General features: G+C 30.9%; 25 protein-coding genes. 18 read left to right on the top strand and 7 right to left on the bottom strand.

What is annotated here, in order from left to right; all coding sequences use genetic code 11:
- Positions 1-41: 41 nt before the first annotated feature.
- Together AAEO58_RS10325 and AAEO58_RS10320 are read right to left on the bottom strand one after the other, a co-directional pair.
- A complete protein-coding gene (locus tag AAEO58_RS10325) occupies positions 42-650 on the bottom strand; it encodes a 3'-5' exonuclease (protein ID WP_341683321.1) in 609 nt (202 codons plus the stop codon).
- Between the two features lie 3 nt (positions 651-653).
- Positions 654-2,573, bottom strand: coding sequence for a DUF294 nucleotidyltransferase-like domain-containing protein (locus AAEO58_RS10320; RefSeq protein WP_341683320.1), 1,920 nt, complete (start codon positions 2,571-2,573; stop codon positions 654-656).
- A gap of 133 nt (positions 2,574-2,706) precedes the next feature.
- Here AAEO58_RS10320 and AAEO58_RS10315 point away from each other — a divergent pair, with 133 nt between their 5' ends.
- The 17 genes from AAEO58_RS10315 to AAEO58_RS10235 all read left to right on the top strand — a co-directional run bounded on the left by AAEO58_RS10315 (position 2,707) and on the right by AAEO58_RS10235 (position 11,622).
- Positions 2,707-3,834 (top strand): hypothetical protein, encoded by a 1,128-nt coding sequence (locus tag AAEO58_RS10315; RefSeq protein ID WP_341683319.1) that lies wholly within the window; start codon positions 2,707-2,709, stop codon positions 3,832-3,834.
- Entirely contained in the window at positions 3,828-4,022 is a 195-nt protein-coding gene (locus AAEO58_RS10310; protein ID WP_341683318.1) for a hypothetical protein, read from the top strand. The genes AAEO58_RS10315 and AAEO58_RS10310 overlap by 7 nt, the downstream gene beginning before the upstream one ends.
- Positions 4,023-4,084: 62 nt before the next feature.
- Positions 4,085-4,264, top strand: coding sequence for a hypothetical protein (locus AAEO58_RS10305; RefSeq protein WP_291108238.1), 180 nt, complete (start codon positions 4,085-4,087; stop codon positions 4,262-4,264).
- A gap of 52 nt (positions 4,265-4,316) precedes the next feature.
- The gene (locus AAEO58_RS10300; protein ID WP_341683317.1) at positions 4,317-4,484 is read left to right on the top strand and encodes a hypothetical protein; all 168 of its coding nucleotides are present in this window, start codon (positions 4,317-4,319) and stop codon (positions 4,482-4,484) included.
- A gap of 110 nt (positions 4,485-4,594) precedes the next feature.
- Positions 4,595-5,350, top strand: a complete 756-nt coding sequence (locus AAEO58_RS10295; protein WP_341683316.1) for a hypothetical protein — start codon at positions 4,595-4,597, stop codon at positions 5,348-5,350.
- A gap of 14 nt (positions 5,351-5,364) precedes the next feature.
- The gene (locus AAEO58_RS10290; RefSeq protein ID WP_341683315.1) at positions 5,365-5,817 is read left to right on the top strand and encodes a hypothetical protein; all 453 of its coding nucleotides are present in this window, start codon (positions 5,365-5,367) and stop codon (positions 5,815-5,817) included.
- The gene (locus AAEO58_RS10285) at positions 5,817-6,020 is read left to right on the top strand and encodes a hypothetical protein (RefSeq protein ID WP_291108231.1); all 204 of its coding nucleotides are present in this window, start codon (positions 5,817-5,819) and stop codon (positions 6,018-6,020) included. The genes AAEO58_RS10290 and AAEO58_RS10285 overlap by 1 nt, the downstream gene beginning before the upstream one ends.
- Positions 6,020-6,235, top strand: a complete 216-nt coding sequence (locus AAEO58_RS10280; RefSeq protein WP_291108229.1) for a hypothetical protein — start codon at positions 6,020-6,022, stop codon at positions 6,233-6,235. The genes AAEO58_RS10285 and AAEO58_RS10280 overlap by 1 nt, the downstream gene beginning before the upstream one ends.
- Before the next feature lie 46 nt (positions 6,236-6,281).
- Positions 6,282-6,425, top strand: coding sequence for a hypothetical protein (locus AAEO58_RS10275; RefSeq protein ID WP_291108226.1), 144 nt, complete (start codon positions 6,282-6,284; stop codon positions 6,423-6,425).
- Complete coding sequence (locus tag AAEO58_RS10270; protein ID WP_341683314.1) at positions 6,415-6,996, top strand: lysozyme family protein; 582 nt, start codon at positions 6,415-6,417, stop codon at positions 6,994-6,996. The genes AAEO58_RS10275 and AAEO58_RS10270 overlap by 11 nt, the downstream gene beginning before the upstream one ends.
- Positions 6,997-7,102: 106 nt before the next feature.
- Positions 7,103-7,624, top strand: a complete 522-nt coding sequence (locus tag AAEO58_RS10265; RefSeq protein ID WP_341683313.1) for a hypothetical protein — start codon at positions 7,103-7,105, stop codon at positions 7,622-7,624.
- 4 nt (positions 7,625-7,628) lie between these two features.
- Positions 7,629-8,006, top strand: coding sequence for a hypothetical protein (locus tag AAEO58_RS10260; protein ID WP_341683312.1), 378 nt, complete (start codon positions 7,629-7,631; stop codon positions 8,004-8,006).
- Between the two features lie 497 nt (positions 8,007-8,503).
- Positions 8,504-8,896 (top strand): hypothetical protein, encoded by a 393-nt coding sequence (locus tag AAEO58_RS10255; RefSeq protein ID WP_341683311.1) that lies wholly within the window; start codon positions 8,504-8,506, stop codon positions 8,894-8,896.
- Between the two features lie 116 nt (positions 8,897-9,012).
- Positions 9,013-9,621 carry a YqaA family protein gene (locus AAEO58_RS10250; protein WP_341683310.1) on the top strand — a complete coding sequence of 203 codons (609 nt, stop codon included), beginning with the start codon at positions 9,013-9,015 and terminating at the stop codon, positions 9,619-9,621.
- Positions 9,618-9,902, top strand: coding sequence for a DUF3817 domain-containing protein (locus tag AAEO58_RS10245; protein ID WP_341683309.1), 285 nt, complete (start codon positions 9,618-9,620; stop codon positions 9,900-9,902). The genes AAEO58_RS10250 and AAEO58_RS10245 overlap by 4 nt, the downstream gene beginning before the upstream one ends.
- Positions 9,903-9,905: 3 nt before the next feature.
- Entirely contained in the window at positions 9,906-11,150 is a 1,245-nt protein-coding gene (locus tag AAEO58_RS10240; protein ID WP_341683308.1) for a mechanosensitive ion channel family protein, read from the top strand.
- An 85-nt stretch (positions 11,151-11,235) separates the two neighbouring features.
- On the top strand, positions 11,236-11,622 hold the full coding sequence (locus AAEO58_RS10235; protein ID WP_133606918.1) for a glyoxalase: 387 nt from the start codon (positions 11,236-11,238) through the stop codon (positions 11,620-11,622).
- On the opposite strand, the gene AAEO58_RS10230 is transcribed toward AAEO58_RS10235, so the two are convergent.
- Positions 11,619-12,284: a DUF2461 domain-containing protein gene (locus AAEO58_RS10230; RefSeq protein WP_341683307.1), complete on the bottom strand. Its 666-nt coding sequence runs from the start codon at positions 12,282-12,284 to the stop codon at positions 11,619-11,621. The genes AAEO58_RS10235 and AAEO58_RS10230 overlap by 4 nt on opposite strands.
- A 112-nt stretch (positions 12,285-12,396) precedes the next feature.
- The gene (locus AAEO58_RS10225; RefSeq protein ID WP_133606912.1) at positions 12,397-12,786 is read right to left on the bottom strand and encodes an acyl-CoA thioesterase; all 390 of its coding nucleotides are present in this window, start codon (positions 12,784-12,786) and stop codon (positions 12,397-12,399) included.
- A gap of 90 nt (positions 12,787-12,876) precedes the next feature.
- Between AAEO58_RS10225 and AAEO58_RS10220 the strand changes: the two genes are divergently transcribed.
- Positions 12,877-13,344 (top strand): hypothetical protein, encoded by a 468-nt coding sequence (locus tag AAEO58_RS10220; protein ID WP_341683306.1) that lies wholly within the window; start codon positions 12,877-12,879, stop codon positions 13,342-13,344.
- A gap of 105 nt (positions 13,345-13,449) precedes the next feature.
- Here the strand turns inward: AAEO58_RS10220 and hisIE are convergent, their stop codons facing one another.
- The 3 genes from hisIE to hisA all read right to left on the bottom strand — a co-directional run bounded on the left by hisIE (position 13,450) and on the right by hisA (position 15,708).
- Complete coding sequence (hisIE, locus tag AAEO58_RS10215; protein WP_341683305.1) at positions 13,450-14,049, bottom strand: bifunctional phosphoribosyl-AMP cyclohydrolase/phosphoribosyl-ATP diphosphatase HisIE; 600 nt, start codon at positions 14,047-14,049, stop codon at positions 13,450-13,452.
- Between the two features lie 76 nt (positions 14,050-14,125).
- Positions 14,126-14,881, bottom strand: a complete 756-nt coding sequence (hisF, locus tag AAEO58_RS10210; RefSeq protein WP_341683304.1) for an imidazole glycerol phosphate synthase subunit HisF — start codon at positions 14,879-14,881, stop codon at positions 14,126-14,128.
- Between the two features lie 62 nt (positions 14,882-14,943).
- Entirely contained in the window at positions 14,944-15,708 is a 765-nt protein-coding gene (hisA, locus tag AAEO58_RS10205) for a 1-(5-phosphoribosyl)-5-[(5-phosphoribosylamino)methylideneamino]imidazole-4-carboxamide isomerase (protein WP_341683303.1), read from the bottom strand.
- Between the last annotated feature and the right edge of the window lie 16 nt (positions 15,709-15,724).

Raw genomic sequence — 15,724 nt, 5'->3', positions numbered from 1 at the left:
TGGTTAAGAAACTGCTTCAGCAATGGGGCAGTTTTTTTATTTTAAATCTCTAATTTTCGTTTCAATTTCAAAAACAATAAAGCTGTAATAAATGCATCACCACTTGCGGTATGACGATCAGATTTTTTGATTTTATAAATATCACATAATTCATCTAACGAACTGTGCTGTTCTTGTGGTAAGGATTTTAGTTTTTGATACATAACATCAGTATCCATAGCTTGATTTTCTAATTTACCCACATCCAATCGGTTTAAAGCTTGGTTTATCATTTCAATATCAAAATCTATGCGATGACCTATTAATGTTGCATCTTTTATAAAATCTAAAAAGCGAATTATAGCTTCAGCTTCAACCACTTTTTCTTCTTTTCCTTCTTTTAAAATCCCATGTAATGCTACTGTTTCAGGGTTGAAAACATCTTGTTGTAAAAATACTTCCATAAAGTCGCCAACAATAATTTGATTGTTCTGAATTCCAACAGCTCCAATAGATAAAATTCTATCCGATTTATAATCTAAACCTGTAGTTTCACAATCAAAAACTACATAACGTTGCTCTTTACTTTGATTTTCATTAAAGCAACTTAGGTACGTTTCCCAAAATTTAGGGTAATCTTTTACTATTTTTTTAAACCAATTAATTGCCATATTTTAAGTAAAATAAGTTAATTGGAATTTATTCTTAATCACTTCCTGAATATCATTTATCGGTTGGAAATCGTTTTTAAGTTTTACTTTATCTAACTTCGATAACTCACTTAAATTCAAATACCTACCATCTGTTTCATTTTTCAAACCTTCCTCAGTTCTAAACTTTAATAATTCGGCAAAAGCATCACCACAAGCTTCATAAATTGGAGCGTTTTGCGGTTCTAATTCTGCTAGTTTTGCATATCTCGAAATGGTATTGGCTGTGTTTTTAATTCCTTTACTCAATGATAAAATTCGTGCAGCATCAATCAAAGGCATTAAAGCTCTTCCTTTTAAATCAAAAGTATCTTTGTGTTCGCCATCACTTTCTACTAAAAACTGACGGAAGAAACCTAATGGTGGCGGATTTTTCAATGCATCAGCACCCAAATAGGCAAAAAACAACTGATTTTCATGAGTTTCTTCATGAATTGTTTTGGTAATAACATCTACTAAAGATTCATTTCCGTAAACAAAATCGTAATCGAAGAAAATGGTGTTTTGCAAAACATCCTTATCGGCAGGATTAATAATCCAACCTTTAAACTGGTTTTGCCAATCGGAAATCGATTTACACCAAAGGGGATTGCTTGCCATCATTTCGGCAGGACAATATTCGTAACCAACTTTGTTAAGCGTTTTGGTTACTTTTTCAGCTAATTCGATAAAATATTGTTTAACAGTATCGTATTTATCTTCTGGAACATCTTCAAAAACGATTGCATTATCTTGATCCGTTAGTAAAAGTTGTTCTTTTCTACCTTGACTTCCAATGTTTATCCAAGCAAATTGGGCTGGAGGAGGAGTTCCTATTTTTTCAATAGCTAATTCGATAGCACGTTTGGTAATCGCTAAATTAATTTCGCCTACAATAGAACCAATATGATTAATAGGTACATTTTTATCTAACGAATGCTGAATCAAATCGGCTAATTTTCCTCTAACTTCTTTTAAATCAGCTGATTTTTGAGCGCGTTTTGATTGTTTTAAAAGCACACCAGGATTGTTTGCTTGAGCCACTACAATATCATGCTCAGTAATAATTCCAGTAATTTCAGAATCGGTAGAACCATCTTTTGTAACACATAGATGCGATACATTATTCTTAAGCATTATAATTTGTGCTTCAGCAATAGACAAGTTGTCAGCTACTGTAATTACAGGAGAAGACATAATTTTATCAATCGTAACATCAATAGAATAAAGTCCGGTTGCAATTTTAGAACGCAAATCTTTATCAGTTACAATTCCGATTGGTTTTCTATTTTCGTGAATAATCATACTTCCAATTTTGCTACTCGACATTGTTTGTGCAACAAATTTCACAATATCATTAGGAGAAGCAGTTATCGGATTAGAAGTATATTTTATGGGTTGGTAATACTGAATTTCTGAGCTTTGGTCATTGTAAATAACGTTTTCTGAAATCAATTTACCTTTGTTATTTTTATCGTATGGATTTCTAGTATTAGATGCAAAACTCTCTAATAAGAAGCTTAAAACTTCTGGATTTGCAATTACATAAGGTTTAAATGTTTCAATAGGAATAGCATAAATAATACTTTCTTCACGAGCTTTTGCCGTCATTAAGTAATTATTCTTAGCAAAAAACGGGCGTAAACCTAAAATATCGCCTTCATCACATTTATCAATTAAAACATCGTCTGCATCTGAAGTTACAGATAAACCAACAGCACCAGAAGCTACAACATAAAAAAAGGAATGCGTAGCATCATTAATTTTGAATAAAGTTTGATTTTTTTCTAAGTAAATTACTTGACAAGTTTTAGCAATCTCTAACAAGTTTAAATAGGATAAACTTGAAAAGGGCGGATAATGCTTTAAAAAATCGGTGATGCGTTCGGCAATAGGGTTTTTCATAAACACGGTTTATTTATTAAACGAAGATACAAAGTTTGTTTGGCTTATAGAAGTAATTGTTTAAATTTTCTATTTTACATAATGTATATTATAGTTCATTGCTATAATCATACATTCTTAAAATCAGTTAGTTATGAAATTTAACCCAATTCCATTTAATGTCGGGTTAATAGATTCGTTAACTATCTATTTACCATTAGACAAAATTCAAGTTATAGATGAGCGTTTAATTTCAGAGTATCAAGTTTATTATCCTGAAACTGGCGAAATTATCGAAGATTTAAACCCACCAAAGCCAATTTTAATTAAAGATAATGGCATTAATTTTCGTTTTAATCGTGTCGTATTTCCTCCAAATATAATCAAAAAAGAAACTACAGAACTAATACGCTTAACATTGACTTCAAAAATGTTATTTGGTAGATACTTTGAAGGCATTAATATTGACAATTTACAAATGATTGTAGATTATATCAATACTCGTCAAATCATACGTTTTGACCTTGATACTGCATTAAATTCTATATGTAATGATATTGATATTTGTATAAATTACAACCTTGATTTTGAACCATATAAACAAAGTTTACAATACTTAAAAAAAATGGTTAAAGCTTCAAAACAACATGAAGTTACACTCTATCCACGTAAAGAAACATTCAAAAACGACAAAAATTATGGTATCGAATTCAGTAATAGAGATTCTGCGAAAATTGGCTCTCCCTTTTGTAAATTTTACAACAAAACAGAAGAATTGCTTACTAATTCCGCTGATTTTTATAATAAGTATTTATTCCCTCAATTACGTTACGGTCTATCCATTGACAATATTATTAGAAAAGAAATCACAATAAAAAACAATGCAGTAAAACAAAATTTAAGAAAGAAAAAACTTGTAAATCCTGAAAATCAATTATCAACTTTAAACGATATCCTTTCAATTTCACAAACTGAATTAACTACTATTTGCAACGTTCAGTTAAAATATTATTACGAAAAAAAGCAATTTTCTGTATCATCTGATTTAAGTCCTACAGATAAAATAATTAGTTATTATATGCACAAACTCGTAGAACTTGGAGCCGACAAATTAACACTTCAAGAACCACTTACTTTATTTGATTGTAAAGTACAAAAAGCACGCACTAAAAAGCAAATATTAAATTTAATAGATATCACTTTTGATACTGAATATTTAACCAAACAATTAGAACAAAATTCAATTACTAATCAATTTATAAAAATGCAAAACTTATGGTAAAAGCAACAAAACAAAAAAAACAAGCAATAACTAACTTTATTTTACATAGAGTTTTTATCAATTTAGAGTCTTACGACGGTACTTATTATTTAGATGGTAGAAAAAACACAATTTTATCTTTATCACCTCAAGAAGTCGAAATTATAAAGTCAATTTTTCTCGAAGATTACAGAAAACTAAAAATGTAGTTTGTGGGGGTTACTGATACCCCCACCCCAGTTAACAAAAATATTAACCAAAGCACAAAAAAATGAGTACAAAAAAAGCAAAAAAAGACAGGGGTTTAATTGTAAGTCATTCCGCAAAATCCCAAAAAATTACTGATTATGTTTATGTCCTTTCTAACGGTCAAGAACTAACATTCAAAAATAAAGAATTTCCAGTAAAAGAACCACGAATAGAAAATAACGGACAATTACTAATTTTTTAAATCAAATAGAGGGGTCGCACCCCCTCTATTCTAACCTAAAAACTTCCATGTTATGGCAACAATTTCAGAATTTAGAATTTTAACATACAAAGATATTAAGACTTTGTTAGATGTTACAGATGACAGAACAGCAAAAAAGTACTTACAAGATATTAAAGAAAGTACTGGAGCACCAAAAGTCCTATTTTGTCATTTTAAAAAGTATTTTAAAATAGCATAAATACTACATATTCTATACAAAAATACTACATAAAGGGTATAATTCAATAATTGTGCCTTTTTTCATTTCTCATATTTGCCCTATAAATTTTTAATTAAATAAAAAATAGTATGAACATTATTGAAACCACAGGCGTTGCAGATGCTAAAGCGGAATTACAAAAAGGGATTGAAAGTTTGGCTTTCTTCTCTGATAAGACCGTTGACGAAATCGGCGACGAATTGATTAGTATTCAAGTCGAAAGAAACGGCGGTTCTAATCTTGAAATCACTCAAGGTTTTGTAAGTTTAAAAAGATTCCTATTAGCTTCAACCTACGGAGATGATGCTATAGGTTCTTTTCCTGCTTCAAATCCTGAAAGTTACAAAACAGTTGCAGTTATTGAATTAACTGAAATGGGAGCGTTAGTCATGGGTCCAAATGACAAGTTAAAACTTGCTTTGAAAAATCTTGACCCTATGAAGAAATACATTTTTGACGGTATCGAAAGTCCAGTTACTTCTGATGATATCTATATGTATGAAGAAAAAAGCATTGCGGACGAACAAACAAACTACGATGTTAATGTGAAAAATTTTGATATTGCTATTATTGATGATGATGCAACTATTACAGAATTAAACTTTACACATGACAACGGAGTAGTAACTAAACATTCAATGCGTGAAATTAGAGCAATTTCACAAGATATTGACCCAGTTGCATACGTTCGTAATGACGGTAAAGTTTTACCAAATTTTGTTGGTTTTATTCAATTACCATTGAAAGGTATTGTAAATATCAACGTGAGAAAAAATGAAGGCAGTGTAGTTAAATTCTTTATGCGTAAAGATGTTGAATTACTTGCTATGGGTTTAATCAAATAATCTTTATTTAAGAAATGGGATTTTTCAAAAAAATTGGCGGTTTCGTAAAGAAAGCAACAAAACAAATCAGTTTTAAAAACTTGGTTAAAGTTGGTGCAGCGTTCGACCCCACAGGTATTGTAAGCGGTATGCAAGCAAGCCATGAAGCACAAAAGCAAGAAAAAGCACAAGCACAAGCAGAAGCACAAGCACAAGCAGAATACAATGCTACATTACAACGTGCAAACGTTGGTATCAAGGATATTGCTAATGGTGCATTAGGCGGTGCACTTTCAGGTGCTGGAAATGTTCTTGCTGGAACTCCACAAGCTGGTCAAATTGGTTCAACTTTAGTAGATAATACTGCTAACGCTTGGTTGAAAAAAAATTGGTTAAAACTTGTAGGCGGTATTTTAGGTACAGTTACTGTAGTTTTTGTTTTCGTAAAAATGTTAGGGTCAAAAAGACCTACATACCGCAGAAGATAATGAAAGCAGTAATAGGATTGACTGGCATCGGCTTTGTTGAAGGTGTTAGTCAAGTTCCAACCGACGGAACTCCAATGATTGAGGTCGGTAAATTACTAATTCAATTAGTAATCGGTGTGGTAACATTGTTCAAAATGTTAAAAAAACCAAAAGCACCACAAGAGCAAAAAGAAGTATTATCTAATCAAAACACACAAGAGTAATGGCTGGACAAAGTAGAATTTCAACAGATAGATTTGGTAACCCTTATCAGTTAATTGGCTGTAAAGACAAAAAAGGTACAGGATTTTCAAGCGGTTATGTTGAATTAGGCGGTAAACTTTATAAAGTTGAACCATCACAGGCACAAAAAGACGGAGTTGAATTTTGGGTTAAAATTACATTAGTAAAGAAAAAACCATCTCACTCATCAATGTAAAATCAAACGCCTATTATTTTAGGCGTTTTAAAACACTTTTATTATTATGAAAGGATTTTTAAACGGATTACGATTTGCGTTGAAATATGGCGCATATTTAACGGTTATTTTCGATATTATCGGTTATTCTATTGAGCAATTTGAAAAAATCGAAAACAAACAAAACAAGGAAGTCAATAATGATAAGTAGTCAATTCACAAAATTACTATCTGAAGCACAAATTGACAAAGTAATTGAAGTTTGTAACGATTTGGATATTAACCCAAACTGGTTACTTGCTGTTATGTACTTTGAAAGTGGTAAAACATTTAGTCCTTCAAAAACCAATAGTATTGGTTCTGTCGGTCTTATTCAATTTACAAGGGATAAAGCTGGTGTAAACTACAAAACTATTAACGGTAAACGTTACTTACTTTCTGACTTGGCAAAAATGTCATTTTCAGAACAAATGAACGTAGTTAAGGAATACTACAGAGAAGTCATAAGAACTACTAAAAAAGTTCCTGAAAGTTTTGTAGATACTTATTTGGTAACATTTTTTCCGCTTGCTGTCGGTAAAGATGATGACTTTATTTTTCAGACTAAAGGTTTAAGCGCTTCACTAATTGCTAAACAAAATCCAATCTTTGCAAAAGACGGTGTAGTAAAAAAGAAATATGTTATTGACATGTTTAAAAAGTGGTACGGTTCAATTTTCTCTGAAATCGATGTAAAAAAAAAACTTCTAACGCAGTGTCCACATTGCAAAAAATATTTTTAAAAATGAAAGAATTTTTGACAAAACACAAAATTAAAATCATTATTGGTTTAGTTGGTTTAGTTTCTATTACTGGCGCATTTTTCTTGTATAAAAAATACAAAAAATAATGTACAAAAAGAAAATCACAAAAAAAGCCACTACTCCATTTAATTGGAAAAAGTGGCTTTATATTATTATAGGCATTATTCTTTTCTTTCCTTTGGCTCGTTTTATTATTCGCCAGTATAATAAATTCAAAGGCTTAGAAACTGAAATTGATGCAGAAAATCAAGAAAATCAAAATAATGTAAATTACATTCAAAATCAAAATCCAGTTATTGCACAGAATAAAGCGGACAAAATTACTACTCGTAAAGATGTTCAAAGTGCAGCTAAACAATTGGCTCATGATCTGGGTACAAAATACAGCGATAAGAATTCTTGGTGGAGCTGGTTAGACCCACGAGGTTGGACAGAAAATGACAAAAAAGTAGCTGATACACTTTTGTATCAACGATACAATTTTCATCATTTAAAACGCCTTTATAACGAAGTTTACACAAATAACAGAGTTTTGACAGATGATATATTTTCCCTATTAGATGAAGCCGAACTCAAAAGAGTACAAGCTAAACTAACTTTAAATTAATCTTATGAGTATACGATTAAAACAATTAAGCTATCAAACATTAAAGTATTTACCTAAATTAGATTTAACTAAAAATACTTTTAAATTAATGGCGATTAACAGAAACAAAAAAATTGTTTTTGTTGAACTTATTAAATTTGAATTGGTTTATTCAGAAAAACAAGTTTACACTATTCATAGTGCTATTCTTCCAGATGACTTATTTGTATTGGCTATTTTCAATCAAAAAAATCAATTGCATCAAGTTAATGCTGAAAGTTTGTTTTTCACAAATTTAAGTTTAAAAGAAGTGTATTTTTACGGTAAAGAACTGCACGATTTGGATTGGTTGTATGAGGGCGATTTTAGAAAAAAAGATAGTTATTTTTACATAATTCCATAAAATTTAAAAATTTATGTATATTTGTCGTTGAAATGGTGTTACAGCACCTCTCAAAATAGAGTTCAATAGATATGCAAGCCTTTAAATTTATACAATCCACAATAAAAGAACCTATGCGAGTTTTTGCATAGGTTTTTTCCGTTACTATCTTTTCAACTCATTTCGGGAACAACGTGCGATTAGCTAAGTTGTTACGTGACAGGCAAACTAAAAAATTAAAACAGCGAAGCGTTCCATTATTAAATTAAAAATTGTCCTTTTTAATTTAATACCACCGAGAGCCCGGTAGGCGAAGGTTAATTTTAGTATAAACAAAAAAGCCAATAGTTCATCGGTGTTACAGCACCTCCCTACTGGCTATTAAAGTTCAATAATATGACTGCAAATATAATAATTTTATTTTACATGTTGTATATTATAAGTCAAATATAAATTACTTCAAGATTTGTTAAAATACTACTCAAAACGTTTGTGTAAAACTATGAGAAAGTTTAGTTTTGCAATCTATATTATTACGAATCATGGAAAACAGACAAGCCCTTAAATTAATCGAAAAGATTCAGAAAGAATTATTTAAAGATAATTTTGAAGTTTCTGAAATTGTAACCGATTTAAAAAAACTTAGAGAGATTACTTTAGAACTAAATAATCCTGTTGTAACTAAAGCATTACGTTTAGCCTACGAACATTTAGAAAATAACAATGGATTTTTTATTGGTATTCCAGATGATGAACCGATTGACAGCAAAGATGCTGAATTAGAAGTGAAAATTTCAGATGAAAATAATGTAGAAAGTTTTAATTATTTCCTATCATTATTAACTGACTTAGAAAAGAAAAATAATGTATTGGACTTAAAAGAATATAACAAAGCTTTTTTAGCTTACTAAGTTCTAAATTCTATTTTACATAATATAAATCGGTAATAAATTTACCGATTTTTTTGTTTTTCTTAACGCTATTATTACAGCAAACCAACTAATTTTGTTGAAAATATAAATTCCCAATGCCTAAAGTAAAAAAATCGAGAGTAAAACTACTACATCAATACTATAAATATACTGGTTTCTATTCCTTTATATGGCAAGGTGTTAAAAGTGCTATATTGCCAACTGTAATTGTAGTTGCTGTTCTTTTTTATGTCAATTACAAGGTAATCAACCTAAATGAAGGATTATTATATATCACACAAAACTTTAGTGATTTATTCATATTTGGTGTTTTCCTAGCCTCTGAAAGCGTTTTAGGATTAATTCCACCAGATATTTTTATCGCTTGGACAAAAAATACCGAATCACCACTACTCTACTTAACTATTTTAGCTTTTTTATCTTATCTAGGAGGAGTAATTGCTTATTTTATGGGAATGGCTATTGTGGCAATTCCTTCTATTAATAAGCATTTATATGGTAAAATGTCGAAACACATTATTAACATGCAAAAATGGGGCGGATTTTTAATTGCCGTTGGTGCTTTGCTTCCATTGCCTTTTGCTATTGCTTGTTTGGCAGCTGGAATGATTAATTACTCAAGAAAACACTTTTTCTTGTTTGGTTTACTTCGTTTTTTTAGATTTGCTATTTATGGATTTGTAATATATTCTGCTTTATCATGATGAAATCATTTAGATCAATTGCTCTTTTAGAGGGTATTTCTACTCTTGCATTATACTTTTTTGCTATGCCAATGAAATACATTGCTGGTGACCCTATATATGTAAAAAACATAGGAATGGCTCACGGTATTCTTTTTATGTTGTATATTGCTTTTGCAATTTTGAATAAAAATTCTCAAAAATGGACACTTAAAGAATTTGCTATCATTTGTTTAGCATCTTTATTTCCGTTTGCAACTTTTTATATTGACAAAAAATATTTACAACCTAAAGAAGTGTAAAATTTGAAAATCTTTAACTGGGCATACGACATATTTAAAAGTCTCAACTTTAGTGATGATGTTTCTTCTTATTTAAATTTGGGAGTAAATATTATCATATTAGTTGTTGTATCCTATATTTTAGATTTTATATTTAAAAAGGTATTTATTATTTTTCTAGCTATTGTTGCGGCAAAAACTAAATCTTCTTTTGATGATTTTTTAGTTGCTAATAAAACCGCAAAGTATTTAGCTCATTTGCTGCCGCTTCTTTTTATATATAAAACAGTTCCGGTAATCTTGAAAAAATTCACTTATTGGGAAGATTTTTTTGAAAAAGGAGTGAAAATTTACATCATTATACTTTCACTTTGGATTACACGAAGTATTTTCAATGCATTAAAAGATTATTTAAAACACAAGCCTCGCTACAGCGATAAACCAATTGATAGTTACATTCAGGTAATTATGATTGTATTGTGGATTTTCGGAATTACTTCTTTTGTGTTGATAATGTTTGATACTACAATGAAAACATTATTGACTACTTTCGGAGCCATTTCTGCCTTAATTTTTCTTATTTTTAAAGATACAATTCTTGGTTTTGTTGCCAGCATTTCGGTTTCTGTGAATGACATGGTTCGAATTGGCGATTGGATTACAATGGATAAATTTGGTGCCGATGGTGATGTTATCGAAATTAATTTAGCAACTGTAAAAGTTCGTAATTTTGATAATACGACTACGACTATTCCAACCTATAGCTTAATATCGGATAGTTTTAAAAACTGGCGCGGTATGTTAGATTCTGGTGGTAGACGTATCAAACGCCATATTTTAATAAAAGCCAATTCGGTAAGATTCATTCAATCAGTTGAATTAGAAAATTTCAAAAAAATACAACACTTAACAGCTTATATCGAACATCGTCAAGCGGATATTGATAAATACAATGCCAATAACGGAATCGATAAAAGTATCATTGTAAACGGAAGAAATTTAACAAATTTAGGTTTGTTCCGTAAATACATAAATCAATACATTTTATCACATCCAGGAATTAATAAAGATATGCACATGATGGTGCGTCATTTACAACCTACAGAAAAAGGAATTCCTCTAGAAATTTATTGTTTCTCTAAAGACAAAACGTGGCTGAATTACGAACACATTATGGCGGATATTTTTGATCACATTATTGCTTCTATGCCTTATTTTGATTTGGAAGTATTTGAATCAATCAGTACAACAAGTAAACAAAGTAATTAACAACTGATTCTTAATAACTTAAAATAACCTTCAATTTCTTGAAGGTTATTTTTTTTAACTTTAATACAAAATAATTCACTTTATTATGAAAACGAAAGACGAATCGCTTTTAGAAATTAGAGGGGCAAGTATTGGTGTAATTACCGAACAATCAAGTTCCGAAGAAAAGTTTCAAAATCAGACATTGCGACCTATTCTAAAATTCCAAAATGAATTGTTTATTGAAGTTTTTAGAAATTACGCTGTCAAACAAAAAGGTGTATATTTCACACTTTCTCCAGAAAAGAAAGAAAATTACATTGAAAATGCTATCCAACGCGATATCAAATTCCGAAATTCATTAAAAGGAATTGTTTTTGGAATGTTTACCGTTTCGGAATACAAAGAATACATTCAAAATTCATCTAACTTAAACAAAAGAATGATGAATTTACTAATTGAACGTTTAAAAAGTCAAATTCAGATTATTTAATAAATCGATTCTCCATTCAAATCGGTGCTCAATACTTCGCTCATATAATCGAAGAAAGGTCGCATGGCTTGGAAAGTAGCTAAAACTTCTTCTTGAAAATTAGGAGCCAATACTTCTTTATCCGAAAAGTTTCGAGTCAATAAATATTGCTTTTTACGAATCAAATCAATAGCTGGATGCGTTTTATCGAAACCTTTTGGCGCTGTTTTTAACTCCTCGCCTTTCAATTCTCCAAAGAATTTCTTGAATGTTTCATCAGCTATGATAGTCCTGATTGCTTCATCATCCATTTCAAATTCTTTACGAATGCGATTCAAATCGGCAGCATTTGGTTCCCAAAAACCACCACCTACAAAACTTCCTCCAGGTTCAATGTGCAAATAGTAACCGCCACGAAGCATTGGTTTTGTTCGAGTGAACCCTACGCTGAAATGATTTTTATAAGGCGCTTTATCCTTTGAAAATCGCACATCGCGATAAATTCTAAAAATTTGAATACGCTCAATACTATCTATTTTTCCCAACTGCTCACCTACTGATGTAAAAAATGTTTTGGCTAACTTTTGTTCGGTTTCAAAAGCTTTTTTATTTGACGCAAACCAATCACGGTCGTTGTTTTCTTTAAGTTTTGTTAGAAATTCTAGGGTAGATTTATTTATCATTGTATTCAGGATTTTGTCAAGCTGAACTTGTTTCAGCTTCTCTATTTTAGCCACAGATTACGCAGATTAGCACGGTCTTCATACTAATCCTTTAATCCGTGGCGAAATGATATTATTTTTTTAAACGGTCTTCTATAAATTCAATTTGTGTTTTGCCATGTGGTTTTGGTTTTCCATCTTCACCTAAGTTGACCATCGTAATGTTATCAATCGTGATGATTTTTTCACGGGTCATCATATTACGAACTTCACATTTCAATACTAACGATGATTTTCCAAAGTGCGCCACATCCAAACCAATCTCAACTATATCTCCTTGTTTGGCGGCACTCATGAAATTAATTTCACTCATAAACTTGGTTACTACTTTAGGATTTTCCAATTGCACAATCGAATACAAAGCAGCTTCTTCGTCTATCCAAGCCAATAATTTACCGCCGAATAAAGTTCCGTTGGCATTTAAATCTTCTGGTTTTACCCATTTTCTGGTATGAAATCGCATCTTGAATTTTTATTTTAAAGGTAAGAATTTTTGGAGAAATTTGGATATATTTGAGGGAAATTATTGGATGGAAATCTGTATACTAAAACTATGAAAATAAGAAACATACATAATAATTCAGAATTATCAATAACTTACAAAGAATGGAAAAATGATTTTTTAAAATATGGTAAACATGAAAATTTTGAAATATTTGACTATTCTGGACTCCTAGAATTATATCTAATTGATAAAAATGATGGAAAAGCGAAATTTTCTCAAGTTTTAGATAAAGATTTTGCAATTAAAATCGCTAAACAAGAACCTGATAGAATGTTTACAAAAGAACTTGAATTTATATATTATGACAAAAAATTGCTTAGTATTAATAATATTTCAGACGAATCAAAGAGTATAAGTGAAAAAGCTAAAAATTTCAAAACCATTAATATTAGTAGTTTGATAGATAAAGCTTTAAAGCATCCATTTGTAAGCGGTCTTCTTCTTGTTTTAATAACTGTTTTATTTAATAGTAAAAGAGTAATGAACTTTATAAATAAAATAATTGATAATTTGTAATTCTTAACATTAATTGATTTAAAACATTTCTCTGTATTCTATAAAAATAAAAATCATTGTTAGATTTTATGAATATCGAAAATATAATTTAAAAGCATTAAAACCCTACTTCTCCCTTCCCTTCAAAACATCCACAACATCTTGCAACTCAAAACCTTTCGCTTGCAATAAAATTAAGTAGTGAAACAATAAATCGGCACTTTCTGATAGGAATAAATCGTCGTTGTTGTCTTTGGCTTCAATAACTACTTCAACGGCTTCTTCTCCTACTTTTTGTGCTATTTTGTTAATGCCTTTTGCAAATAAGGAAGCAACGTAACTCTTTTCAGCATCGGCATTTGCTTTGCGTTTTGCAATTGTGCTTTCTAATTTTGATATAAACCCAAAATCTTGATTGTTAGCCTCTTGCCAACATGTATCTAAACCTGTGTGACAAGTTGGGCCAGCAGGTTTTACCTTTACTAAAAGCGTATCGTTATCACAATCTTCTTTAATGGAAACTAGTTCTAAGAAATTGCCACTCTCCTCGCCTTTTGTCCATAATCGGTTTTTGGTACGACTGAAAAAAGTTACTTTATTGGTTGCCAACGTTTGGTCTAATGCTTCTTGATTCATGTAGCCCAACATTAAGACGTTTTTGGTTTCACTGTCTTGAATGATGGCTGGGATAAGGTTGTCTGGGGTTTTGTTGAAGTTTATTTTCATGGTTTTTGTTACACAAAGTTTCACTAAGTTAAGCACGAAGTTTCACTAAGTTTTATTTTTAAATTAATCTTTATTTCTATAATCTGATTCTAATTTCTTTATCTTTTAAAAACTGTTTCAATTCAGGAATTTCGATTTCTTGATAGTGAAAAACACTGGCAGCTAAAGCGGCATCAGCTTTTCCGGTGATAAATGTTTCCGCGAAATGTTCCATAGTTCCCGCACCACCAGAAGCGATAATGGGAATGTTTACGATTTCGGATAACTTAGCTAAAGCTTCATTGGCGAATCCATTTTTAGTTCCGTCATTATTCATGGAAGTGAATAGAATTTCACCAGCGCCTCGTTGCTCGACTTCTTTTGCCCAATCAAATAAATTCAATTCAGTAGGTACTTTTCCACCAACTAAATGTACAATCCAATCGCCATCAATTTGTTTGGCATCAATAGCTACAACCACGCACTGACTTCCGTATTTTGCTGCAATTTCATTAATCAAATTTGGATTTTTAACAGCTGAAGAATTTATAGAAATTTTATCTGCGCCATTACGAAGCAATACATCTACATCTGCTACAGATGAAATACCACCACCAACCGTAAACGGAATATTTATCGCAGCAGCAACCTTTCGAACTAAGTCGATTAATGTTGCGCGACGTTCTTCTGTGGCTGAAATATCTAAGAAAACTAGTTCATCAGCGCCTGTTTCAGCGTATTTTTTTGCTAATTCTACTGGATCACCAGCATCTTTTAAATCCACAAAATTGACACCTTTAACAGTTCGTCCGTTTTTGATGTCTAAGCAGGGAATGATTCTTTTTGTCAACATGATTTAGTGATTAGTGATAAGTAAATAGTGATTAGCTTTCCAAACTTTTCACTATTTCCTTTTTACTTATTAATAATATAGTTTTCTAATTGCTTTAAAGTAATTCTGCCTTCGTAAATGGCTTTTCCGATGATGGTGCCTTCGCAACCTAATTCGGCTAATTTTGGTAATTCATCGAAAGTAGAAATTCCTCCAGAAGCGATTAGTTTTAATCTCGCTTCTCGACTTCGCTCGAAATGACATGCTCGATTTGACAAATCGGAATCTAAAATTCTTTGGTATAATTCAAAACTTGGACCTTCAAGCATACCGTCTTTTGAAATATCGGTACAAATTACGTATTGAATACCTTCTTGTTGATAGCTTTGAATAAACGGAATAACCTCTTCTTTTGATTCTTCTAACCAACCTGAAATCGCTACTTTTTCATTCATAGCATCAGCTCCTAAAATGATTTTATCTGCTCCGTATTGCTGAATCCAACTTTTGAAAACTTCTGGTTGTTTAATGGCAATACTTCCGCCTGTGATTTGATTGGCGCCGCTTTCAAAAGCAATTTTTAAATCGGCATCAGATTTTAAACCACCACCAAAATCGATTTTTAAATTCGTTTTCGAAGCTATTTGTTCCAAAACTTTGTAATTCACGATTTGGCTTGATTTTGCGCCATCTAAATCTACTAAATGCAAATACTCAATGCCGTGTGCTTCAAATGATTTGGCTACTTCTAAAGGATTTTCGTTGTATATTTTCTTCGTATCGTAATCGCCTTTAGAAAGTCGGACACATTTTCCGTCGATAATGTCTATGGCTGGGATTATTCTCATTTTATTGGTTTTAAGT

It is taken from the genome of Flavobacterium helocola (assembly GCF_038289885.1).
GTDB classification, from domain to species: Bacteria; Bacteroidota; Bacteroidia; order Flavobacteriales; family Flavobacteriaceae; genus Flavobacterium; species Flavobacterium cheniae.
The sequence above is the reverse complement of the archived record's forward strand: the minus strand, read 5'-3'. Positions and strand labels throughout refer to the sequence as shown.

What these genes read in the sequence shown, in the direction of transcription:
- AAEO58_RS10285 (WP_291108231.1), top strand. Translation starts at nt 5,817, where the DNA reads ATGAAAGCAGTAATAGGATTGACTGGCATCGGCTTTGTTGAAGGTGTT.
- AAEO58_RS10300 (WP_341683317.1), top strand. Translation starts at nt 4,317, where the DNA reads ATGGCAACAATTTCAGAATTTAGAATTTTAACATACAAAGATATTAAG.
- hisF (WP_341683304.1), bottom strand. Translation starts at nt 14,881, where the DNA reads ATGTTGACAAAAAGAATCATTCCCTGCTTAGACATCAAAAACGGACGA.
- AAEO58_RS10230 (WP_341683307.1), bottom strand. Translation starts at nt 12,284, where the DNA reads ATGATAAATAAATCTACCCTAGAATTTCTAACAAAACTTAAAGAAAAC.
- hisA (WP_341683303.1), bottom strand. Translation starts at nt 15,708, where the DNA reads ATGAGAATAATCCCAGCCATAGACATTATCGACGGAAAATGTGTCCGA.
- AAEO58_RS10305 (WP_291108238.1), top strand. Translation starts at nt 4,085, where the DNA reads ATGAGTACAAAAAAAGCAAAAAAAGACAGGGGTTTAATTGTAAGTCAT.
- AAEO58_RS10220 (WP_341683306.1), top strand. Translation starts at nt 12,877, where the DNA reads ATGAAAATAAGAAACATACATAATAATTCAGAATTATCAATAACTTAC.
- AAEO58_RS10280 (WP_291108229.1), top strand. Translation starts at nt 6,020, where the DNA reads ATGGCTGGACAAAGTAGAATTTCAACAGATAGATTTGGTAACCCTTAT.
- AAEO58_RS10260 (WP_341683312.1), top strand. Translation starts at nt 7,629, where the DNA reads ATGAGTATACGATTAAAACAATTAAGCTATCAAACATTAAAGTATTTA.
- AAEO58_RS10310 (WP_341683318.1), top strand. Translation starts at nt 3,828, where the DNA reads ATGGTAAAAGCAACAAAACAAAAAAAACAAGCAATAACTAACTTTATT.
- AAEO58_RS10320 (WP_341683320.1), bottom strand. Translation starts at nt 2,573, where the DNA reads ATGAAAAACCCTATTGCCGAACGCATCACCGATTTTTTAAAGCATTAT.
- AAEO58_RS10315 (WP_341683319.1), top strand. Translation starts at nt 2,707, where the DNA reads ATGAAATTTAACCCAATTCCATTTAATGTCGGGTTAATAGATTCGTTA.
- AAEO58_RS10270 (WP_341683314.1), top strand. Translation starts at nt 6,415, where the DNA reads ATGATAAGTAGTCAATTCACAAAATTACTATCTGAAGCACAAATTGAC.
- AAEO58_RS10325 (WP_341683321.1), bottom strand. Translation starts at nt 650, where the DNA reads ATGGCAATTAATTGGTTTAAAAAAATAGTAAAAGATTACCCTAAATTT.
- AAEO58_RS10275 (WP_291108226.1), top strand. Translation starts at nt 6,282, where the DNA reads ATGAAAGGATTTTTAAACGGATTACGATTTGCGTTGAAATATGGCGCA.
- hisIE (WP_341683305.1), bottom strand. Translation starts at nt 14,049, where the DNA reads ATGAAAATAAACTTCAACAAAACCCCAGACAACCTTATCCCAGCCATC.
- AAEO58_RS10250 (WP_341683310.1), top strand. Translation starts at nt 9,013, where the DNA reads ATGCCTAAAGTAAAAAAATCGAGAGTAAAACTACTACATCAATACTAT.
- AAEO58_RS10235 (WP_133606918.1), top strand. Translation starts at nt 11,236, where the DNA reads ATGAAAACGAAAGACGAATCGCTTTTAGAAATTAGAGGGGCAAGTATT.
- AAEO58_RS10265 (WP_341683313.1), top strand. Translation starts at nt 7,103, where the DNA reads ATGTACAAAAAGAAAATCACAAAAAAAGCCACTACTCCATTTAATTGG.
- AAEO58_RS10295 (WP_341683316.1), top strand. Translation starts at nt 4,595, where the DNA reads ATGAACATTATTGAAACCACAGGCGTTGCAGATGCTAAAGCGGAATTA.
- AAEO58_RS10290 (WP_341683315.1), top strand. Translation starts at nt 5,365, where the DNA reads ATGGGATTTTTCAAAAAAATTGGCGGTTTCGTAAAGAAAGCAACAAAA.
- AAEO58_RS10245 (WP_341683309.1), top strand. Translation starts at nt 9,618, where the DNA reads ATGATGAAATCATTTAGATCAATTGCTCTTTTAGAGGGTATTTCTACT.
- AAEO58_RS10225 (WP_133606912.1), bottom strand. Translation starts at nt 12,786, where the DNA reads ATGCGATTTCATACCAGAAAATGGGTAAAACCAGAAGATTTAAATGCC.